Here is a 21,332-nt window from a genome sequence, read left to right on the forward strand (position 1 = left end):
CGTCTTCGGCACCGCACAAAAATTCGCTCAGGAAATTTTCAACAGATTATCGATGGGGAATCCAGCCCCCTTGTGGCCTGCGGACAAATTATCCCACCCCGGCTTGACCGGCACCGGGCGCGGGCATACACGGGTTGCAGGAATGTTGGATGCAGAGCCGCCGCCGGATGGATATTTTTCCATCCAACAATCCAACACTTTTGAAATCTTGTTACCCAGAGGATAACCCCCGTGCCTCAGCTCCGCTCCCGCAAAAGCACCCATGGCCGCAATATGGCCGGCGCCCGTGGCCTGTGGCGCGCCACCGGCGTGAAGGATGAGGATTTCGGCAAGCCGATCATCGCCATTGCCAATTCCTTCACCCAGTTCGTGCCGGGCCATGTGCATCTGAAGGATCTGGGCCAGTTGGTGGCCGGCGAGGTGGAGGCCGCGGGCGGTATCGCCAAGGAATTCAACACCATCGCCGTGGATGACGGCATCGCCATGGGCCATGACGGGATGCTCTATTCCCTGCCCTCGCGCGAGGTGATCGCCGATGCGGTGGAATATATGGTGAATGCCCACTGCGCCGACGCGCTGGTGTGCATTTCCAACTGCGACAAGATCACGCCCGGCATGTTGATGGCGGCGCTGCGCCTGAACATCCCCACCATCTTCGTGTCTGGCGGCCCGATGGAGGCTGGCAAGGCGACGGTGAAGGGCAAGGAAATCGCCATCGACCTGATCGACGCCATGGTGGCGGCGGCCGATGACAAGTACAGCGACGAGGATGTGAAGGTCATTGAGCGGTCGGCCTGCCCGACCTGCGGTTCCTGCTCCGGCATGTTCACCGCCAATTCGATGAACTGCCTGACCGAGGCGCTGGGGCTGGCCCTGCCCGGCAACGGCACCGTGCTGGCCACCCATGCCGACCGCCGCGCCCTGTTCGTGCAGGCTGGCCACACCATCGTTGATCTGGCGCGCCGCTATTATTTCCAGGACGATGAGGGCGTGCTGCCGCGCAACATCGCCACGTTTGAAGCGTTTGAGAACGCGATTGCGCTGGATATCGCCATGGGCGGTTCCACCAACACCGTGCTGCACCTGCTGGCCGCCGCCCATGAGGGCGAGGTGAATTTCACCATGGCCGACATTGATCGCATGTCGCGCCGCGTGCCCAATATCTGCAAGGTGGCCCCCGCCGTGGCCGATGTGCATATTGAGGATGTGCATCGCGCCGGGGGCATCATGTCCATCCTGGGTGAGTTGGCCCGCGCCGGCCTGCTGCATACCGATGCCAAGCGCGTGGATGCCCCGACCCTGGCTGATGCGCTGGCCCGCTGGGACATTGCCGTCAGCAATGACCCGGATGTGCAGACGCTGTTCAAGGCCGCCCCCGGCGGCGTGCGCACCACGGTCGCCTTCTCCCAAGCCAGCCGGTATCACGAACTGGACACCGACCGGGCCAAGGGCGTGATCCGTTCGGTCGATAACGCCTTCTCCAAGGATGGCGGTCTGGCGGTGCTGTTCGGCAATCTGGCGGAAGAAGGCTGCATCGTGAAGACGGCGGGTGTGGACCCGTCGGCGCTGACCTTCAGCGGCCCCGCCCGCGTGTTTGAAAGCCAGGATGCCGCCGTTTCCGCCATTCTGGGTAACCGCATCAATGCGGGCGATGTGGTGCTGATCCGCTATGAAGGGCCGAAGGGCGGGCCGGGGATGCAGGAAATGCTGTACCCGACCAGCTATCTGAAGTCGAAGGGGTTGGGCAAGGTCTGCGCGCTGATCACCGATGGCCGCTTCTCCGGCGGCACGTCGGGCCTCTCCATCGGCCATGCCAGCCCGGAAGCCGCCGAGGGCGGCACCATCGGTCTGGTGGAGGAAGGGGACATGATCCTGATCGACATCCCCAACCGCCGCATCCATCTGGATGTGACCGACGCTGAACTGGACCGCCGCCGCGCCGCCATGGATGCCAAGGGTCTGGACGGCTGGAAGCCCACCGCCCCGCGCGAACGCTATGTTTCCCAGGCGTTGCAGGCCTATGCCGCGCTGACCACGTCGGCGGCCAAGGGGGCGGTGCGTGATGTGAGCCAGCTCTATCGGCGGAAGTAAGAAACACCATGGGGCGCGGCAGATAACCGCCGCGCCCCTGTTTTCGTCAGTTACATCGCCAGGGATGGGATATGAAAGCCCGAAGCGCCGTCAGCGCCGGCCCGGCTAATCACTCATCCGTATTCAGCCGCTCCCGCAGCTGCTTGCCGGTCTTGAAGAAGGGGATGACCTTTTCATCCACATCCACGCTTTCACCGGTGCGCGGGTTGCGGCCGGTGCGGGCGTCGCGCTTCTTCACCGAGAAGGCGCCGAACCCGCGCAGTTCCACTCTGTCGCCCCGGGCCAGCGCCTCGGTAATCTCGTCAAAGATGGTGGTGACGATCTTTTCAACGTCGCGCTGGTACAAGTGCGGGTTGCGCTCCGCCAGACGTTGGATCAGTTCCGACTTGGTCATACCTGTCAATCCCCCCTGGGATGTGGTGGCCTGTTCTAAACGGGTAGCGGGCCGGTGCGCCCGCTGCCACGGACGGCAGGCCGGACACGCTTGGCCACCTTTGCATCAATTCGTCCCCAGATTGCCGCAGCCAGCGTGGCAGCGCAAGGGTAAGCCGTTCTGCTGTAACGGATTTCACCCTATTGCTTTCGTCGGAGGGTCAGTGTGGCACGCCGGCCATAGCGGGGACGCTCCGCCCCCCTCAATATGCCCGGACGATAGGTTTCGCCCTGACACCGCAACGGCTTGCGCCGGGCGACTCCGGCAGGGTCGCCCGCCGCACTGACATCAAAGGTTTCAGACCACGCGGTGCGGCGCCTCCAGCCCGGCGACGACGAAATCCACCACCCGCGCCGTCACCGCCGGCAGATTATCCAGGTGGCACTGGCCGCCGGACAGGGTTTCCAGCCGCTTCATGTCAGTATAAAGCGAGTGCTGCACGCCCATGACAAAATGCAGCCGCCAGTACACTTCCTGTTGCGGCAGGTGCGGCAGGGCGCGGGCCAGGGGCAGCACGAAGCGTTGCAGGTGCCCGACATCCTTATCCAGCATCTCCCGTGCTTCCGGCGGGCCATCGCCGCGGGCAAAGGCGACGAACTGGTTGTACAGCGCCAACCGGTTGGAGGTGAAGCTGTAGCGGATGGCGGGCGCGATCAGCGCCTCCACAATCTCCCGCAAGGGCGGGGTGCCACCACCGGCCCTTTCCTCCGCCTCCCGCAGCAGGCGGGCGCGTTCGCGGTTAAGGGCAACGGCCCCCCGGCGGAACACCGCCACCAGCAGCGCATCCTTGGACCCGAAATGGTAATTCACCGCTGCCAGATTGACACCGGCCGCCGCCGTCAATTCGCGCAGCGAGACGCTGGCATAGCTTTTTTCAGCGAACAGCCTTTCTGCCGCATCCAGAATCACCTCCTTGGTGTCCGGGCGCGCGCTGTCCGCCGGGGCCGTGCCCCCTTCCTTCTGCTCGGCTTCCGCCTTCATCCTTTTCGCGTCCCTACCCGTCCGCACAGGGCCGGCCCGGTCACCGGGCAGCCCCGCTGTTGTTGGCCTGTCTCAAACAGGCGTTTTCCAGCTTAGCGTTCCCGCTGATCACTGCAAAGAGCTCAAAAGCTGGGGATAGGCCCCGGTTGACCCTGCGTCAACCACCCCTATCGCCTCGACAGGGAACAGGTTGACGCAAACACTTGTTTGAAACTAGCATAAGAACAGCGATGAGGTGCCGGCAAAGGCGCCCACCTGAACGGAGGAAATGCCATGGATCGGCGGGTTGTCCATTACGCCCGACAGGGCGATGTCGGTGTCATCACGGTGGACAGCCCGCCGGTCAATGCGCTCAGCCAGGCCGTGCGCCAGGGCATCGGGCAGGCCTTGGCCGAGGGGCTGGCCGATGCGACGGCCAAGGCGCTGGTGATTCTGGGGGCCGGGCGCACCTTCATTGCCGGGGCCGACATCGCCGAATTCCTGGGCAGCGGGCTGGCGGAGCCGGACCTGAACGAGATCAACGCCGCCATCGAGTCCGCACCCAAGCCGGTGATCGCCGCCATCCATGGCACTGCCCTGGGCGGCGGGCTGGAAGTGGCGCTGGCCTGCCATTACCGTGTGGCCACCCTGGATGCCCAGGTGGGCCTGCCGGAGGTGAAGCTGGGCCTGCTGCCCGGTGCCGGCGGCACGCAACGCCTGCCCCGGCTGGTGGGCGTGGCCAAGGCGCTGGCCCTGATCACCAGCGGGGATTTCCTGGCGGCAACGCAGGCCCAGGCGCTGGGCCTGCTGGACCATGTGGGCAGCGGCACGCCGCTGGAACTGGCCACCGCCTTTGCCGCTAGTTTGCCCGACACGCCGCCCTTGCCACGCGCCAGCCTGCGCGCCGACAAGCTGGGGCCGGGCGATGGTGCCGCCGTGGCGGCGGCCCGGCAGAAACTGGCCGACAGCACCCCCTGGCTGCACGCGCCGCAGCGCTGTATCGATGCGGTGGAAGCCGCCATCACCCTGCCCTTTGCCGACGGGCTGGCGCGGGAACGCGCCCTGTTCTGGGATTGCATGGCGCATGACCAGTCCAAGGCGTTGATCCATGCCTTCTTCGCCGAACGCGCCGCCGCCAAGGTGGCCGGGCTGGGCGATGCCAAGCCCCGCCCCGTGGCCCAGGTGGGGGTGATTGGCAGCGGCACCATGGGCGGCGGCATCGCCATGTGCTTTGCCAATGCCGGCATTCCGGTGACGCTGCTGGATATGGATAAGGCGGCCCTGGACAGGGGCATCGGCATCATCGCCCGCAACTATGCCGCCACCGTGGCCAAGGGCCGCTTGACCCAGGCCGCGATGGATAAGCGCCTGTCGCTGATCACCCCCACCACCGACTATGCCGACCTGTCCGCCGCCGATCTGGTGGTGGAGGCGGCTTACGAGGATATGGCGGTGAAACAGGCCGTGTTCGCCCGGCTGGGGGATGTCGCCAAGCCGGGTGCGGTGCTGGCCAGTAATACCTCCACCCTGGATATTGATGCCATCGCTGCGGCCAGTGGCCGGCCAGCGGATGTGGTGGGGATGCATTTCTTCAGCCCCGCCAATGTGATGAAACTGCTGGAGGTGGTGCGCGGGCGCGACAGTGCGGCGGATGCCATCCAGACCGCCATGGGTATCGGTCGCAAGATCGGCAAGGTGGCCGTCGCCGTGGGCAATTGCGATGGCTTTGTCGGCAACCGGATGCTGCAATATTACGCCACGGAGGCGCAGCGGCTGGTGATCGAAGGGGCCTCGGTTGCGGCGGTGGATCAGGCCGCCCGCCGCTATGGTCTGGCCATGGGGCCCTTTGCCATGGGCGATATGGCCGGGCTGGATGTGATGCAGGCGATCCGCGACCGGCGGGTGGCAGAAGGCAAAATTTACGGCACCGCCCTGTCCGACCTTTTGACCGCCGACGGGCGCAAGGGGCAGAAGAACGGGCGCGGCTGGTATCATTATGAACCGGGCGACCGCACACCCCGCCCCGACCCTGCCGTGACCGCCATGGTGGATGCCTATCGCCAGCAGCACGGCATCACCCCCCGCGCCATCGGGGAGGAAGAGATCCAGAAGCGGCTGATCTATGCCCTGGTGAATGAGGGCGCGCGCATCCTGGAAGAAGGCATGGCGCAGAGCCCGGGCGATATCGATATCGTCTATCTCTATGGCTATGGCTTCCCGGCCTGGCGTGGCGGCCCGATGAAGCAGGCCGAACTGACCGGGCTGGCCAATGTGCTGGCCGACATCACCCGCTTTGCCCAGATGGCCGGCGACGACCCCACCGGCGCCCACTGGTCCCCGGCACCCTTGCTGGTGCGGTTGGTGGCCGAAGGGCGGGAGCGGTTTGGCTGAGGGGGCGCGCGTCTCCCTTATCGCCTCATCAGACCATCCTCTAGTACCGTCACCCCGGCGCAGGCCGGGGTCCAGCTCGTAAAGCAAAGCGCCCTTTGATTCTGGACCCCGGCCTGCGCCGGGGTGACGGTGGCAGGGCTGATAACAAAAGGCCTTAACAACCGTGGGCCGCTCACAAAAAACCACCCATCCGGCCACCACAGGAGGCCCCCATGACCGGCATTTTCACCCAAAGCCCGCGCACCACCGCCCTTCACGCGGCCCTGAGCCGTTTCATGGACGAGCATGTCTATCCGAACGAGGCGGCGCTTTACGCCCAGGTGGCGGCGGGGGCGACGCGGTGGAAGCCGCTGCCCCTGCTGGAGGAATTGAAGGATAAGGCCAAGGCCGCCGGCCTGTGGAACCTGTTCCTGCCGGAATCCGACCAGGGGGCCGGGCTGACCAATCTGGAATATGCCCCTTTGTGCGAGGTGATGGGCCGCAGCCACTGGGCCCCGGAAATCTTCAATTGCAGCGCGCCGGATACCGGCAATATGGAAGTGCTGGTGCGCTATGGCACGCCGGCGCAGCAGGAACGCTGGCTGAAACCGCTGCTGGCGGGCGAGATCCGTTCTGCCTTTGCGATGACGGAACCGGCGGTTGCCTCCTCGGACGCCACCAACATCGCCACCACCATTCAGCGCGACGGCGATCATTACGTGATCAATGGCCGCAAATGGTGGATCAGCGGGGCCAATGACACGCGCTGCAAGATCATGATCGTCATGGGCAAGACTGACCCGGACAATGCCGACCGGCACCGCCAGCAATCCATGATCCTGGTGCCGACCGACACGCCCGGCGTCACCGTGAAGCGCCCGGTGCCGGTGTTCGGCTATGATGATGCCCCGCATGGCCATGCCGAAGTGCTGTTCGAGAATGTGCGCGTGCCGGTGGAGAATATCCTGCTGGGCGAGGGGCGCGGGTTTGAGATTGCGCAGGGCCGGCTGGGGCCGGGGCGAATTCATCATTGTATGCGGCTGATTGGGGCGTCGGAACGCGCACTGGAACTGACCTGCCAGCGCCTGTCGTCACGCGTGGCCTTCGGCAAGCCCATCGCCACGCAAGGCGTGTGGCACGAACGGATTGCCGAAGCCCGCATCGCCATCGAACAGGCCCGCCTGCTGACCCTGAAGGCAGCCTATATGATGGATACGGTGGGCAACAAGGTGGCCAAGGCCGAGATCGCCATGATCAAGGTGGTGGCCCCCAACATGGCTTGCAAGGTGATCGACATGGCGATCCAGGCCCATGGCGGCGGCGGCGTATCAGATGATTTCCCCCTGGCCTGGGCCTATGCCAACGCCCGCACCCTGCGCCTGGCCGACGGCCCGGACGAGGTTCACCGGGCGCAGTTGGGCAAGCTGGAACTGGCGAAGTACCGGTAACCGTCTGCAATACCAACCCGCCTAAAGGTTGACCTTTAGGCGGGTTGGAGGCCGGAGACTGCCGGCTCAGCACCACATGGCGCGCAAGCCAGCTGCCGGATGGCAACGCCCGGCGACTGAGGGAACGCAAAATCTCCCTTGATCGGCCACGATCAAGGGAGATGGGTGTAATAGTAATAAATTGGGTTCGCCGGATGTGATTGCCCAGAACGACAAAAGCCGTTGATCCTTTTTGAGGATCAACGGCTTTTGAGTTTGGATGCGGCTGTCCAAGATGTTCAATCTGGCCGAGATTTGGGGGCTGCGGCCTGACGGCAGCAATCCCTGCCTGCATGTGAAGAAGTATCACGAGGAGAAACGCGAACGGTTCCTGGGCGCTGTTGAATACGCTGCCCTCGGTCGGACATTGGCTGAGGTCGAAGCGGATGGCTCCGAACCTCCCTCCGTGATCGCCACCGTCCGATTGCTGATGCTGACGGGTTGCCGCGACCTGCGGCACTCATTCGCCAGCGGCGCCCTGTTCCTGGGAGAAGGGCTGCCAATGATCGGAAAGCTGCTCGGACATCCTCAAGTGCAGACCACGGCTCGCTATGCGCATTTGGCCGCCTTCATCGCTAACCAAACAGGTCTCCGCGCTCAACGGGGCTTGAAACGCAAGTTTCGGTCCAGGCTTGTCCAGACACCCGGCCTCATCACAATCCGTGCTAAGGTGGGGCGATAAATGGCGACGGATGCGGGATTGCTTTGCCAGCGATGAGTGATTTCGCTGCACTGAGCAGGAGGTAAATCACCCCTGGCACACTGGCGTTGCGCGAGCATACATATGGATGCCGCACGGCTGGCAGGAGCAGAAGGCATTAAAGTGAGCACAATGAAGCCCTATCGGATGTCATTCAGTACGGGGGGACTGTTCCTCAACGAGAGCGTCGACGTCGCCCGGCTCAGGTTGCGGCTGCCTGACTGGCAGGCAACGTTGACCCAGGCGGCTATCGAAGGTCTCACCTCCCTGCCGAAATCAGCTTCGCGCCGCCGGACGTTGCGGGAGATTGTGAATCGCCTCTCCTGTCTTTCCGATGATGAGCTGTCCTTTTTGGTGGAAGAAGCAGATCGCCAGGAACAGGCTTCGCTGCTATGGGTCGCGGCATGTCGTGCCTACCGGCTCGTCAGGGAGTTCGCTGTAGAGGTGATTCAGGATCGATACCTCTCTTTTCATATGGATCTGCCGCTGGAATCGTTTGACCGGCTGTACGAGGCCAAGGCGGAATGGGATGAGGACTTGGCCGCAATCAGCCGGTCTACCTTCCTGAAGCTGCGGCAGGTGTTGTTCCGGATGATGCGCGAGGCGTCGATCATCACCGAAGACAACCGGATAGTGCCATCATACCTTTCACTTCGCCTGCGTAATCTGATAGGTCAATCCCATCCGTCGGATCTGGCGGTGTTTCCAGGGATGCTGATTGACCGGGGATAGGAATGGCGGAGGGGATGACCAGCGCACAGCGGCAGGAACATCTGTTCAAGGTGATTTCCAGCCAGCGCTTCCTCCACAAGCAAGGGCTGGGTAACGAGGTCCCCTTCTTCATCTGCCCATTCCCCGCCTCTGAGGGGCTGGCTGCCGATGATATGCGGGAGGGCCTGATCAGGCGGCTGGCCAATAAGGGTATCCGCATCCTTGATATCAACCTTTACGACCTGTCCCTGGACATCCTGCGGGAACGGGACATCTTTGATGATGTGCTGGCGGTAGAGGCCGACACCGACAAGGCAGAGCTGCGCGAACTGCTGCAAGGGGTGCTGGACCCCAAGACCCACATCATTCCTCGCATTGCCCAGGCGATCAACGCCACGCCGCATGACGTGATTTTCCTGTCTGGCGTGGGCGAAGTATACCCCTACATCCGCTCGCATAATGTGCTGAACAACCTGCAAAGCACGGCCAAGGACAAGCCGACGGTGATGTTCTTCCCCGGCCGATACACCCATGCCCTGGCGACCGGTGCCTCGCTTGATCTGTTTGGGCGACTGCATGATGACAAATACTACCGTGCCTTCAACATCCTCAATTACGAGGTCTGATCCAATGACGACGCCGTTACACGCCATCTTTGCAAAGCCGATTGATCGCCCGATTGACGGCGTGATCAAGGCGGATGACGAGGCCAGCCTGCGGGTCGAGTTGGACGAGTATGTCATCACGACTGAAATTGAACAGCGGCTGGAACAATTTCTGGATGCTTATAATAATTATACCTCTGCCAATGGCGTATGGATTTCCGGCTTCTTCGGATCGGGCAAGTCGCATCTGCTGAAGATGCTGGCCCTGCTGCTGGAGAACAGGCACATCGATGGCGTGCAGGCGTATGATATTTTCAAGGAAAAGCTGGTCGGCAAACCGATGCTGGAGGGGGCCTTTCGCAAGGCCGTTTCCATCCGGTCCCGCAGCATCCTGTTCAACATCGACCAGAAGGCCGATGTCATTTCCAAGACGGATGTGGATGCGCTGCTGGCAGTGTTCCAGAAGGTGTTTGACGAGATGTGCGGCTATTACGGCAAGCAGCCGCATGTCGCACAGTTCGAGCGCGACCTGGATGAGCGCGGCCTGTTATCCACCTTCCGGGCGGAGTTCCAGGAACTGTCCGGCAAGCCGTGGGAACGGGGCCGCGAACAGGCACTGCTGGAGAAGACCAACATTGCCAAGGCCTTTGCCATGGCCACCGGCGGCAATGCCACGGAAACCGGCGATATCCTGGGCCAGTACCGGCGCGACACCCGCATCTCGATCGAGGATTTCGCCAACAATGTGAAAGCCTGGGTGGACAAGCGCGGCCCGAAATTCCGGCTGAATTTCTTTGTTGATGAGGTGGGCCAGTATATTGCCGACAACGTCAAGCTGATGACCAACCTGCAAACCATCGCTGAGACGCTGAACACGCGCTGCCGGGGGCAGGCCTGGCTGATCGTGACGGCGCAGCAGGACATGGATTCCATCACCGGCGACCGCACGGCGCAGCAGAAGAATGACTTCTCCAAAATCCAGGCGCGCTTTGCCAACCGGATGCCGCTGAATTCCGCCGACGTGGCGGAGGTGATTCAGCGGCGCCTGCTGGTCAAGACCGATGATGGTGAGACCCTGCTGGGCCTGCAGTATGACCGGGAGGAAAACAACCTTCGCACCCTGTTCGATTTTGCCGACGGGTCGATGCGGTTCAAGAGTTTCCAGGGCCGGCAGCATTTCATCAACAGCTACCCGTTCCCCCCCTATCAGTACGTGCTGTTCCAGCGGGCCATCACCAGTCTGTCCGAACATAATGCGTTCGAGGGCAAGCACAGCTCCGTCGGTGAACGGTCGATGCTGGGCGTTTTCCAGGAGGTGGCGAAGAAGCTGACCGACATGCCGGTGGGGCAGTTCGCCACCTTCGACCTGATGTTCGACGGCATCGAAACCGCCCTGAAATCCGCCGCCCAGCAATCCATCCAGATTGCGAAGAAGCAGGTCGAACAGATCGACCCCTTCGCCGTGCGGGTGCTGAAGGCGCTGTTCCTGGTCAAATATGTCAAGGAATTCAAGCCGACGGTGCGCAACATCGCCATCCTGCTGCTGGGCGATCTGGATGCCGACATGGCCGCCCAGCGCCGCCAGATCGAGGCGGCGCTGAACACGCTGGAAAGCGCCACGCTGATCCAGCGCAATGGCGAGATGTATGAGTTCCTGACCAACGAGGAAAAGGATGTCGAGGCGGAGATCAAGTCGCTGGAGGTCGATCAATCCGAACTGACCCGCCTGCTGGAAGAACTGGCCTTCGATGGGCTGATCAAGCTGCGCAAGATCCGGCACGCCACCACCGGCACGGAATATCCCTATGCCCGCAAGCTGGATGACCAGCTTCTGGGCCGCGACTATGAACTATCGGTCAATATCATCAGCCCGCTGAGCGGCGATACCAACTCTGCCGAGGCGCTGCGCCTGCAATCCATGCAGCGTGAGGAACTGGTGGTCGCCCTGGAACCGGATATCCGCTTCGTGCGCGATCTGGGCCTGTACCGGCAGACGGACAAGTTTGTCCGCCAGGCCCGCACCGGTACGCACCAGCCGGGGCGCGACCGCATCGTCTCGGAAAAGGGGGAGCAGAACAGCCGCCGGTACAAGGATCTGGAACTGCGCCTGCGCCGCCTGCTGGCCGAGGCGCGGCTGTTCGTGCGCGGGGATGAGCTGGAGATTGGCGGCGAAGACCCGCAGGAACGCATTGTCCGCGCCTTCCAGACCCTGGTGGACAAGGTTTATGTCAGCCTGCCCGTCCTGCGCGGGGCCGTCTATACCGAGGCGGATATCGCCAAGGCGGCCAATGCCGAACGGTCCTTGCTGACGGGCGACACTGCCGGGCTGACGGAGGCTGAACAGGATGTGCTGAACCATGTCCAGGGCCAGGCCCGCATCGGCGTGAAAGTGTCGGTCAAGGCGCTGAAGGAACGGTTCAGCACCCGCCCCTATGGCTGGCCCGATCCGGCCATCCTGACCATGGTGGCTTCCCTGGTGTCCAAGGGCAAGCTGGAGGCGCGGTCGGACAGCACCCCGCTGGAGGGCAAGGCGCTGGCCAGTGCCTTGGGCAATAACGCCGTGCTGGCCAATGTGCTGTTGACCCCGCAGGTAGAATTCACCCCGGCGCAGATCCGCAAATCCAAGGATCTGTACAAGGAACTGTTCGACATCCCGTCCGACAGCAGCGATGCCCGCACCCTGGCGGGCGATTGGGCGAAGGGGCTGGAGAAGCTGGCGGCAGAGCTGGACCGGCTGCTGGCCCAGCGCGGGCAATATCCCTTTGTCACGGCGCTGGACCCGCTGGCCGCCCTGGTCCGCACGGCCAGGGGGCAGCAACCGGCCTGGTTCATCACCGATCTGCCGACCCACGCGGACGCACTGCTGGATGCCAAGGACGACCAGTTGGACCCGATCCGCCGGTTCATGACCGGGCCGCTGCGGGAAATCTATGATGGGGTGCGGGATTTCCTGCGGGCGCAGGATGCCAACCTGCCCTATGTCGATGCCGCCAAGGCCGCATCGCTGCGCAGCGGCATCGACGATCCCACCTGTTACAAGGGCCCGGCGCTGCAGGCGCTGAAGACCATTCATTATGATCTGAAGGCGGCGGTGGAACTGCGCCTGTCGGCGGAGCGGCGGGATGTCGCGGCGGCGGTGGAGGAGGTGCTGGCCAAGCTGGCCGGGGTGCCGGATTTCACCCGCCTGACGGCGGCGCAGCAGGCCGACATCATCCGCCACGGCCAGAAACACAAAGAAGGTGTGGAAAGCATCGCCTTCATCGGCACCCTGCGTGACCGGGCCGCCGGGGTGCGCCGCGATCTGCTGCAAACGCTGCTGATGGAGGTGGACCGCCACACGGCCCCGCCCCCGCCGCCGCCCAGCCCCGCCCGCACCAAAGCGGCAACGCCGGCCATAACCGACCTGGACTTCCCGGAAGCACCGGAGCCGACGGCGAAGGGGGCCATGGACAGCATGGGCCGCCCGGTGCATAAGCCCGCCCCGCAAACCGTGGCCTATGTGAATGCGGCGGACATCAAGGTGCCCAGCCCCCTGCCCGTTCTGTCCACGGCCCCGGATGTGGATGTTTATATTGAGGCCCTGCGCACATCGCTGCTGGCGGAAATCGCCAAAGGCAAGAAGGTGATTGTCTGATGGATACCAACGCACTGAAGAAATTCGCCCAGGCCGCCCGCAACCTGTTGCTGGAACAGGTGGAGGTGCGGTTGACCCAGGTGCTTTCCGTGGGCAGTGCGGCGCGGCGTGAACATCCCCGCGCCGTCGGTGTGCTGGAAGCCGCCATTGCGGCGCGGGGGCAGCAGGCGGTGGTGGAACAGGTTGCCTATACCTGGTTCAACCGGTTCAGCGCCCTGCGCTTCATGGATATGAACGGTTACACCAGCACCCGCACCGTGTCGCCCGCCGATGGGCAGACGCGGCCGGAACTGCTGTCAGAGGCGATGGCGGGCCATATTGACGAGGGGGTGCCCGCCACCACGGCGGCCCGCGTTCGCGCCCTGCTGGATGGGGCCAGCCCGTCGGACGATCCGCAGGGGGAGGCCTATCGCCTGTTGCTGGTGGCCGCCTGCAACCAGTGGCACGAGACCCTGCCCTTCCTGTTTGAACGGATTGATGATTACACCGAACTGCTGATGCCGGCGGACCTGTTGTCCGCCACCTCCATCCTGGCGCGGGTGCGCGAGGCGATGGACGAAGATGCCTGCCAGGATGTGGAGGTGATCGGCTGGCTCTACCAGTTCTATATCTCAGAAAAGAAGGATCAGGTCTTTGCCGGCCTGAAGAAGAACATCAAGATCACGGCGGAGAATATCCCCGCCGCCACCCAGCTTTTCACCCCGCACTGGATCGTGCGCTATCTGGTGGAAAATTCGCTGGGCCGCCTGTGGCTGTTGAACCGGCCGCATTCCACCCTGGCCCAGCGCATGGATTATTACATTGCGCCTGTGGAACCGGAGGAGGATTTCCTGCGCATCGACCGGCCCCAGGATATCCGCCTGTGCGATCCCGCCTGCGGATCGGGCCATATGCTGACCTATGCCTTCGATCTGCTGTTCGCGATTTATGAGGAGGAAGGGTACGACGCCGATGCCATCCCGGCCCTGATCCTGACCCATAATCTGTATGGTTTGGAGATTGACGACCGGGCCGGCGCGCTGGCCGCCTTTGCGCTGTCGATGAAGGCCGCCGCCCGGCTGGGCCGCCGCCGTTTCCTGCGGCTGGCCGTACAGCCGCAGATTTGCGTGATGGAGGATGTGCGGTTCGGCCCGGATGAGCTGCGCCCCTATATGGCCGAGGTGGGGCATGATCTGTTCACCGCCGACCTGCGCCAGACCCTGGAACAGTTCGGACAGGCCAAGAATTTCGGCTCCCTGATCATCCCCGCCCTGAAGGAGGTGGCGGAGGTCCGCCGTGTGCTGGAAGCCCGGAACTTCGAGGGCAACCTGTTCCTGCACGATACCCATCGCCGCGTGCTGACCGTACTGCGCATGGCCGATTTCCTCAGCCAGAAATACCATGTGGTGGTAGCGAACCCGCCTTATATGGGTAACGGGGGTATGAATTCTAAGCTTAAGGATTGGGTTTCTCAAAACTATAAAACGTCAAAATTGGACATGATGACATGTTTTATGGAACGGTCCATGTTTCTTTTAAGAAGCAAAGGTTACTGGTCCATGTTAAACATACCAACTTGGATGTTTGGCGCGGCATCTCAGAAGCTTCGCGGGAACCTTGTTTCTGGCCAATCTATTATCTCACTGCTCCATATTGGTCGTGGATTGTTCGGATCAGATTTTGGAACTGTGGCCTTCTGCCTCAAGAATTCTCGACCGGAGCCTAATCAGGTAGGGACTTACCTCAAGCTTTTTACACGACACGTTGATGTGCGCAGACCAGAAGAAATTCGACAAATATTTACTGAAGGCGGCATAGAAAAACACGTAGTTAAACAAACGGCTCTTGGAATTCTACCAGGAACACCGTTCGCATACTGGGTATCCCCTGCCGTATTGGCCGCATTTCAAAAGATGCCTAGCATCGAATCCTTCGTGGAGGCTCGTGAAGGGCTAACCACAGGGAGTAATGACACATTCATGCGAAATTGGCATGAGGTGTCGTGCTCTCAAATCGGGTTCTCCATATCTTCGACGGCTGAGGCCGGGGGTTCGGGAAAGCGATGGTTTCCATATTTGAAAGGTGGAGAGTTCAACAAATGGTATGGCAACCACGATTTTGTAGTGAATTGGTACAAAGACGGCATCGAACTTCGAGAATTTAAAGACGAGGAGACGGGCCGAGTTAGATCTCATAATTATAATGGAACCTATGGCTTTCGTGAAGGCTTCTCTTGGTCTGGCGTGACAAGCGGGAAATTTTCATCTCGATATAGCTTTGGAGGTTGTATGTTCGATGCGAAGGGACCCATGGGGTTCAGTCGCGATGGCATAGAACCGATTTCTATTGTCGCTTTTCTTAATAGCTCTGTGAGCGGGCACCTTCTTGGTATGTTAAGTCCAAACTTGGACTACAAGATAGGGCAGCTATTGAGTCTACCGCTGCTACCTGAAGCTAGCAGGAAAGCGCAGTCTGTATCTACCCGGCTAATCTCCCTCGCCAAATCCGATTGGGACGCCTACGAAACCTCGTGGGACTTCACCCGCCTGCCCTTGCTGGCCCCGGAGCATCGGGGCGAGACGCTGGCGGCCACCTATACCAACCTGCGCACGCATTGGCAGGGCATGACCGACGAGATGCAGCGGCTGGAGGAAGAGAATAACCGCATCTTCATCGACGCCTATGGCCTGCAGGATGAACTGACGCCAGAGGTGCCGCTGGCCGAGATCACCCTGACCTGCAATCCCGCCTATCGCTATGGCGGCAATGCCGATATGGCGGAGCGGGAGGAGCGGTTGCGCGCCGATACGGTGCGCGAACTGATCTCCTATGCCGTGGGCTGCATGTTCGGGCGCTACAGCCTGGATGCGCCGGGCCTGATCCTGGCCAACCAGGGTGAAGGGCTGGCGGAATATCTGGAACGGGTGCCCGATCCGCGCTTCCTGCCCGACCGTGACAATGTCATCCCCGTGCTGGATGGCGATTGGTTTGCCGATGACATCACGGAACGGTTCCGCCTGTTCCTGCGCCTGACCTTTGGGGAGGAACGGTTCCTGGATAATCTGGCCTTTGTGGAAGGGGCACTGGGCGGCACCCTGCGCCGCTATTTCACCCGTGATTTCTTCACTGACCATGTGAAGCGCTACAAGAAGCGGCCGATCTATTGGCTGTTCAGCAGCCCGAAGGGCAGTTTCCAGGCCCTGATCTATATGCACCGCTACCGCCCCGACACGGTATCGGTGATGCTGAACGATTATTTGCGTGAATTCATCCGCAAGCTGACGGGGGAACGCGAACGGCTGGAACGGCTGGCCGATGATCCGTCGCAACCGCAGGCCAAGCGCACCAAGGCCGTGAAGGATGGGGCGGCCATCGCCAAAATGCTTGTGGAACTGACCGAATGGGAACGCGACACCATCTTCCCGCTGGCCCAACAGCAGATTGAGATTGATCTGGATGACGGGGTGAAGGCCAATTACCCGAAATTCGGGCCCGCCCTGAAAAAGATCGCCGGGCTGGAGGCAACGGATGATTGAACGGATCAAGGCCAGCCTGGCCCGTCTGTTCGAGGAACACCGCATCATCGTCTGGTATGATGCGGGCGGGGAGATGCGGGCGCTGTTCGACGCGCTGGACTTCAGCGACACGGGGGGCGATGTCGAAAAATGCGTCATCGCCAACAATGAATTCGGCCTGAAATACCGGGTGCTGCGGCAGGAGCCCAAGCGCTGCTTCCTGCTATACGCGCCGATCGCGGAGCCGGCGCCGGCGGATAACTGGCTGCTGGACCTGCAACTGGGCGGCTATCTGTTCAAGGCGGACCAGACGGCACTATGGCTGGCCGATCTGGGCCTGGATGGCAAATATGCCGATGTCATCACCGACCATGTGGAATTCTTCCGGGCCAAGGCGCGGCTGGAGGGGTTGAAGGCGCTGCGCGACCGGCTGCGCAGCAAGGATCAGATGCGCCTGTGCCTGTTATCCGTCTGCACCGGGACCGATGGCGGGCTGGATCAGGTGGTGGAGGCGCTGCTGGCCGACCTTGCCGCCGGGCGGGAGGAAAGCTGGCACCTGATCGACCGCGCCAACCTGACCGGCTTTCTGTGGAAACAGCTGGCGCAATCCTATTTCTATCGCCCTGCCGCGCCGGACCTGGAAGATTTCGCCATCGCCCTGTTCAAGGCCGCCTATGCCCAGGCGCTGGGGGAGGATGCGGGGCTGAATGCGGAGGCCGGCCTGCTGTTCCGCCGCTGGAAGAATAACCGCCTGGGCGCGCCGTCGTTTGAGGTGCTGTCGCTGCGCTATCAGGAGGTGCTGAACATTGCAGGGGAGGTCACGGGCCGCGATGTGCGGTCACTGCTGGCCGTGGACCATTTCGATGCCGTGGAACGGCACGTCATCCGCCAATGCGTCGCCGCCCTGTCCGATCAGTCGGTGGCGGCGGGGGAGGTGCAGCGCTGGATCCGCGAACGCCGGCAAAGCCACTGGTTCAGCCGCTATGAAGACCTGTATCAGGCGCTGGACCATGCCGCCCGTTTCCAGCAGGCGATGGCGACGGCCGAGCTTGGCATGGCATCGGCGGAAGAAGGCTTCCGCCGCTATGTCGCCAGCTGGTACCAGATCGATCAGTTCTATCGCAAATTCGTGCATCATATGCAGCGCAGCGGGCATCCGGGCCTGCTGGCGGACCTGTTCACGACCATAGAGAACCGCTATTCCACCCGCTTCCTGCTGGCGCTGAACGATGCCTGGCAGGATCAGGTGGCCCGGATGCGGGACTGGACCCTGCCCGGCATCGACCGGCAGATCAATTTCTGGCAGGACCACGCCGCGAAGTTCCGCCGCAAGGACCAGAAAATTGTCGTCATCATCTCCGACGCGCTGCGGTTTGAGGTGGCGGACGAATGCCTGTCGCGCATCCGCGCGCTGAACCGGTTCGATGCGGAACTGACGGCGATGCTGGGGGCCCTGCCCAGCTATACCCAGCTTGGCATGGCCGCATTGCTGCCCCATGCCGGGTTGCGCATCGCCCATGATGACAGCGCCCAGGTCTATGCCGGTGACAGCCTGCTGACCGGCACGGCGGCGCGTGAAAGGCAACTGGCCACCGCCCCCGACAGCGGGCGGGTGAAGGCCATGCGCGCCGAAGAGGCGCTGGCAATGCATAATGATGATGGCCGCGACCTGTTTCGCGACCATGACACCATCTACATCTATCACAACCGCATCGACGCCGTGGGCGACAAGCTGGCGACGGAAGATCGGCTGGCAGAGGCCGCCGATGACGCCATTGACGATCTGGTGAAACTGGTGCGGCGGCTGACCTCCGCCAATTTCTCCAACATCCTGATCACGGCTGACCATGGCTTCCTCTACCAGCATCGCCCGCTGGACGAGAGCGATTACGCCATCGCCGAACCGCAGGGGGCGGCCATTCTGGTGCGCAACCGCCGTTTCGTGCTGGGCCGGCAATTGCAGGAAACGCCGGGTCTGAAACATTTCACGGCAGCACAACTGGGCCTGGGCGACGGGCCGGATGTGCTGATCCCCAATTCCATCAACCGGCTGCGGGTCAAGGGGGCCGGCGCCCGCTTCGTGCATGGTGGCGCATCGTTGCAGGAAGTGGTGGTGCCGCTGCTGCGCGTGTCCAAGCGGCGGGAAGCCGATCTGCGGCAGGTGGATGTGCAGATCATCGTCACGGGCCGAAGCCAGATCACCTCCGGCCAGATCGCCGTCGCCTTCTATCAGGCTGAACCGGTTTCGGCCAAGGTGCAGCCGCGCGAATTGCTGGTCGGCCTCTATGCGGAGGATGGCACCTTGATTTCCGATGAACAGGTGCTGACCTTCGATTTCAGTTCCGACAATCCCCGCGAACGGGAATTGTCGCGGAAGTTCCTGCTGTCACGGGCAGCCGATGCCTATAACACCAAGGATGTGTTCCTGAAGCTGCGTGAACGGGTGGGCCGCACCAGCCACCACCAGGATTATTCCCAGCACCGGTTCCAGTTGCGACGCGGCATCGTGTCGGATTTCGATTTCTGAAGGGGGCCTTGATGACCACGCTGGATGCCAAGATCAACGAGCATTTCGCCGGCTATGTCGTCCGCAAGGATCTGGTCAAGGCGGTCAAGGGCAATGCCATCGTCCCCACCTATGTGCTGGAATATCTGCTGGGCCAATATTGCGCCACGGACGATGCCGCCTCCATCCAGACCGGCATCGAAACGGTGAAGGAGGTACTGCGCAAGCACTATGTCCATCGCAGCGAAGCCGGCCTGGTGCAATCCACCATCAAGGAGCGCGGCCGCTATCGCGTCATCGATCAGGTCAGTGTCTCCCTGAACGAGAAGACCGACAGTTACGAAGGCGTGTTCGACAATCTGGGCATCCGCAAGGTCGCTGTGGACAGCGCCATCGTGAAGGCACATCCGCGCCTGCTGGTCACCGGGGTCTGGTGCATCGCCGATGTGCGCTATGACTTTGACAGCGAAAGCAAGCAATCGCCCTGGTTCCTGGACAGCATCAAGCCGATCCAGGTGGCCCATATCGACCATGACGCCTATATCCGCGCGCGTGGGTCATTCAGCACCGATGAATGGATCGACCTGCTGATGCAGAGCATCGGCTTTGCCCCCGCCGCCTTTGGCCGGCGGTCCAAGCTGTTGCAGCTGATGCGCCTGATCCCGTTTGTGGAGCGCAATTACAACATCATCGAACTGGGGCCCAAGGGGACCGGCAAATCCCACATCTATTCCGAATTCTCACCCCACGGGCAGTTGATTTCCGGCGGTGAGGTGACGGTGGCAAAGCTGTTCGTCAACAATGCCAATGGCCGGATCGGGCTGGTCGGCTATTGGGACGTCATCGCCTTTGACGAGTTCGCGGGGCGGGAGAAATCCGCGAACAAGGCGCTGGTCGATATCATGAAAAACTACATGGCCAACAAAAGCTTCTCGCGCGGGATCACGCCCATGGGGGCCGAGGCCAGCTTCGCCTTTGTCGGCAATACCGACCATAATGTCCCCTATATGCTGAAAAACAGCGACCTGTTTGAAAGCCTGCCCGCGCAGTTCCATGACAGCGCCTTCATCGACCGGCTGCACGCCTATCTGCCGGGATGGGAGGTGGATGTGATCCGCGGGGAGATGTTCACCAGCGGTTATGGCTTCATCGTCGATTATCTGGCGGAAATCCTGCGCCATCTGCGCAATGACGATTTCTCTCACCGGCATGAGGCGTTCTTCAAGCTCAGCCCGCAGATCTCCACCCGCGACCGCGATGCCATCCACAAAACCATGTCGGGGATGCTGAAGCTGCTGTTCCCCCATGGGGGCCAGACGCAGGAAGAGGTGGAAGAGCTGTTGCGGCTGGCCATGGAAAGCCGCAAGCGGGTAAAGGACCAGCTGGCCCGGATCGACAGCACCTATCCCCAGGTCGATTTCCATTATGTCGGCCCCGACGGCACCAAGCATCCCGTCACAACGGTGGAGGAGGAGGAGTTTCCGCAATTCTACCACCAGGGTTCCTCTGAACCGGTGGCAGCGGTTGAACCGCCGGCAGAAGCGCCCGTTGCGGCGGCATTGGCCGTTCCGGTCCCCGTGGAGGTAAAAGCCGCACCAGCGAAAGCCCCTGCGGCAAAGCAGGGCCATTTGGTGTTCGCAGAGAACCGGAAGGGGGTGAGCTATGAAAGGCTGTTCGGCCCTTACCTGGATGGTGCCCGCAAGATCACCATCACCGATCCGTACATTCGTCTGTTCTATCAGATCCGCAATGTGATGGAGTTGGTGGAAATGATCGTCCGGCGCAAAGCCCCGGAAGACCAGATCGCCCTGCACCTGCTCACCTGCCCGGATGAGGGCAATATTCTCAAGCAGCGCGAGAACCTGGACGCCATCTCCGCCGCGTGCAAAGGCAGCGGCGTGGACTTCACCTGGGCCTATGATGGCACCGGCACCGCCCATGCCCGCCACATCGTAACCGATACCGGCTGGAAGATATCTCTGGACCGGGGCCTGGATATTTTCCAGCAATACCCCATGAACGACGCCTTCAGTCTGGCCAACCGGCTACAGGAATATCGCGCGGTGAAGCAGTTCGAGGTGACCTACCTCCGCTTGCAGGAATAGGATTGCCCGGCTGCGATCACGACCTTCTGCGCCACGATCCGCTGTTGAAGGTAACGGCGGCAGCTATGTCGAGGCTGGATTTCGTCCCGGTTTTGCGCGAAGCCCTGACCCGAAAAATCCTACCCCCAACCCGGCGCCGGAGTGACCTGCTCCCCTAATTGTCACCGTTTATAAGTAGAGGCCTCTGGTTTGGTATTGGGGTTGAGGGGCGTTCAGGACCGGGGGCATGCCCCCGG

General features: G+C 62.0%; 12 protein-coding genes. 10 read left to right on the top strand and 2 right to left on the bottom strand.

From position 1 onward, the window contains the following. Positions 1-231 precede the first annotated feature (231 nt). Positions 232-2,091: a dihydroxy-acid dehydratase gene (ilvD, locus tag CHB97_RS24080; RefSeq protein ID WP_089290573.1), complete on the top strand. Its 1,860-nt coding sequence runs from the start codon at positions 232-234 to the stop codon at positions 2,089-2,091. 109 nt (positions 2,092-2,200) lie between these two features. On the opposite strand, the gene ihfB is transcribed toward ilvD, so the two are convergent. Both ihfB and CHB97_RS24090 read right to left on the bottom strand, forming a co-directional pair. After that, complete coding sequence (ihfB, locus tag CHB97_RS24085; protein WP_089290574.1) at positions 2,201-2,485, bottom strand: integration host factor subunit beta; 285 nt, start codon at positions 2,483-2,485, stop codon at positions 2,201-2,203. 336 nt (positions 2,486-2,821) lie between these two features. Continuing rightward, entirely contained in the window at positions 2,822-3,505 is a 684-nt protein-coding gene (locus tag CHB97_RS24090) for a TetR/AcrR family transcriptional regulator (protein ID WP_089290575.1), read from the bottom strand. 273 nt (positions 3,506-3,778) lie between these two features. Between CHB97_RS24090 and CHB97_RS24095 the strand changes: the two genes are divergently transcribed. The 9 genes from CHB97_RS24095 (at position 3,779) to brxL (ending at position 21,096) form a co-directional block, all read left to right on the top strand. Beyond that, positions 3,779-5,875 (top strand): 3-hydroxyacyl-CoA dehydrogenase NAD-binding domain-containing protein, encoded by a 2,097-nt coding sequence (locus CHB97_RS24095; RefSeq protein ID WP_089290576.1) that lies wholly within the window; start codon positions 3,779-3,781, stop codon positions 5,873-5,875. A 212-nt stretch (positions 5,876-6,087) separates the two neighbouring features. After that, positions 6,088-7,302 carry an acyl-CoA dehydrogenase family protein gene (locus tag CHB97_RS24100; protein WP_089290577.1) on the top strand — a complete coding sequence of 405 codons (1,215 nt, stop codon included), beginning with the start codon at positions 6,088-6,090 and terminating at the stop codon, positions 7,300-7,302. A gap of 259 nt (positions 7,303-7,561) precedes the next feature. Continuing rightward, entirely contained in the window at positions 7,562-8,023 is a 462-nt protein-coding gene (locus CHB97_RS24105) for a hypothetical protein (protein ID WP_371333138.1), read from the top strand. A gap of 102 nt (positions 8,024-8,125) precedes the next feature. Continuing rightward, the gene (locus tag CHB97_RS24110; RefSeq protein WP_200820106.1) at positions 8,126-8,773 is read left to right on the top strand and encodes a DUF1819 family protein; all 648 of its coding nucleotides are present in this window, start codon (positions 8,126-8,128) and stop codon (positions 8,771-8,773) included. A 14-nt stretch (positions 8,774-8,787) separates the two neighbouring features. Then, complete coding sequence (locus tag CHB97_RS24115) at positions 8,788-9,378, top strand: DUF1788 domain-containing protein (protein ID WP_089290586.1); 591 nt, start codon at positions 8,788-8,790, stop codon at positions 9,376-9,378. Between the two features lie 4 nt (positions 9,379-9,382). After that, entirely contained in the window at positions 9,383-12,991 is a 3,609-nt protein-coding gene (gene brxC / locus CHB97_RS24120) for a BREX system P-loop protein BrxC (RefSeq protein ID WP_089290578.1), read from the top strand. Continuing rightward, entirely contained in the window at positions 12,991-16,506 is a 3,516-nt protein-coding gene (pglX, locus tag CHB97_RS24125) for a BREX-1 system adenine-specific DNA-methyltransferase PglX (protein ID WP_089290579.1), read from the top strand. The genes brxC and pglX overlap by 1 nt, the downstream gene beginning before the upstream one ends. After that, positions 16,499-19,012, top strand: a complete 2,514-nt coding sequence (pglZ, locus tag CHB97_RS24130) for a BREX-1 system phosphatase PglZ type A (RefSeq protein WP_089290580.1) — start codon at positions 16,499-16,501, stop codon at positions 19,010-19,012. Before pglX ends, pglZ begins: the two co-directional genes overlap by 8 nt. Before the next feature lie 11 nt (positions 19,013-19,023). Next, a complete protein-coding gene (brxL, locus tag CHB97_RS24135; protein ID WP_089290581.1) occupies positions 19,024-21,096 on the top strand; it encodes a BREX system Lon protease-like protein BrxL in 2,073 nt (690 codons plus the stop codon). Positions 21,097-21,332: the final 236 nt, after the last annotated feature.

This window comes from Azospirillum sp. RU38E, assembly GCF_900188385.1.
Lineage (GTDB): Bacteria > Pseudomonadota > Alphaproteobacteria > Azospirillales > Azospirillaceae > Niveispirillum.

Coding starts and splice junctions, on each gene's coding strand:
- ihfB (WP_089290574.1), bottom strand. CDS start 2,485: ATGACCAAGTCGGAACTGATCCAACGTCTGGCGGAGCGCAACCCGCAC.
- CHB97_RS24095 (WP_089290576.1), top strand. CDS start 3,779: ATGGATCGGCGGGTTGTCCATTACGCCCGACAGGGCGATGTCGGTGTC.
- pglX (WP_089290579.1), top strand. CDS start 12,991: ATGGATACCAACGCACTGAAGAAATTCGCCCAGGCCGCCCGCAACCTG.
- CHB97_RS24090 (WP_089290575.1), bottom strand. CDS start 3,505: ATGAAGGCGGAAGCCGAGCAGAAGGAAGGGGGCACGGCCCCGGCGGAC.
- CHB97_RS24105 (WP_371333138.1), top strand. CDS start 7,562: ATGCGGCTGTCCAAGATGTTCAATCTGGCCGAGATTTGGGGGCTGCGG.
- CHB97_RS24100 (WP_089290577.1), top strand. CDS start 6,088: ATGACCGGCATTTTCACCCAAAGCCCGCGCACCACCGCCCTTCACGCG.
- brxL (WP_089290581.1), top strand. CDS start 19,024: ATGACCACGCTGGATGCCAAGATCAACGAGCATTTCGCCGGCTATGTC.
- CHB97_RS24110 (WP_200820106.1), top strand. CDS start 8,126: ATGGATGCCGCACGGCTGGCAGGAGCAGAAGGCATTAAAGTGAGCACA.
- CHB97_RS24115 (WP_089290586.1), top strand. CDS start 8,788: ATGACCAGCGCACAGCGGCAGGAACATCTGTTCAAGGTGATTTCCAGC.
- pglZ (WP_089290580.1), top strand. CDS start 16,499: ATGATTGAACGGATCAAGGCCAGCCTGGCCCGTCTGTTCGAGGAACAC.
- brxC (WP_089290578.1), top strand. CDS start 9,383: ATGACGACGCCGTTACACGCCATCTTTGCAAAGCCGATTGATCGCCCG.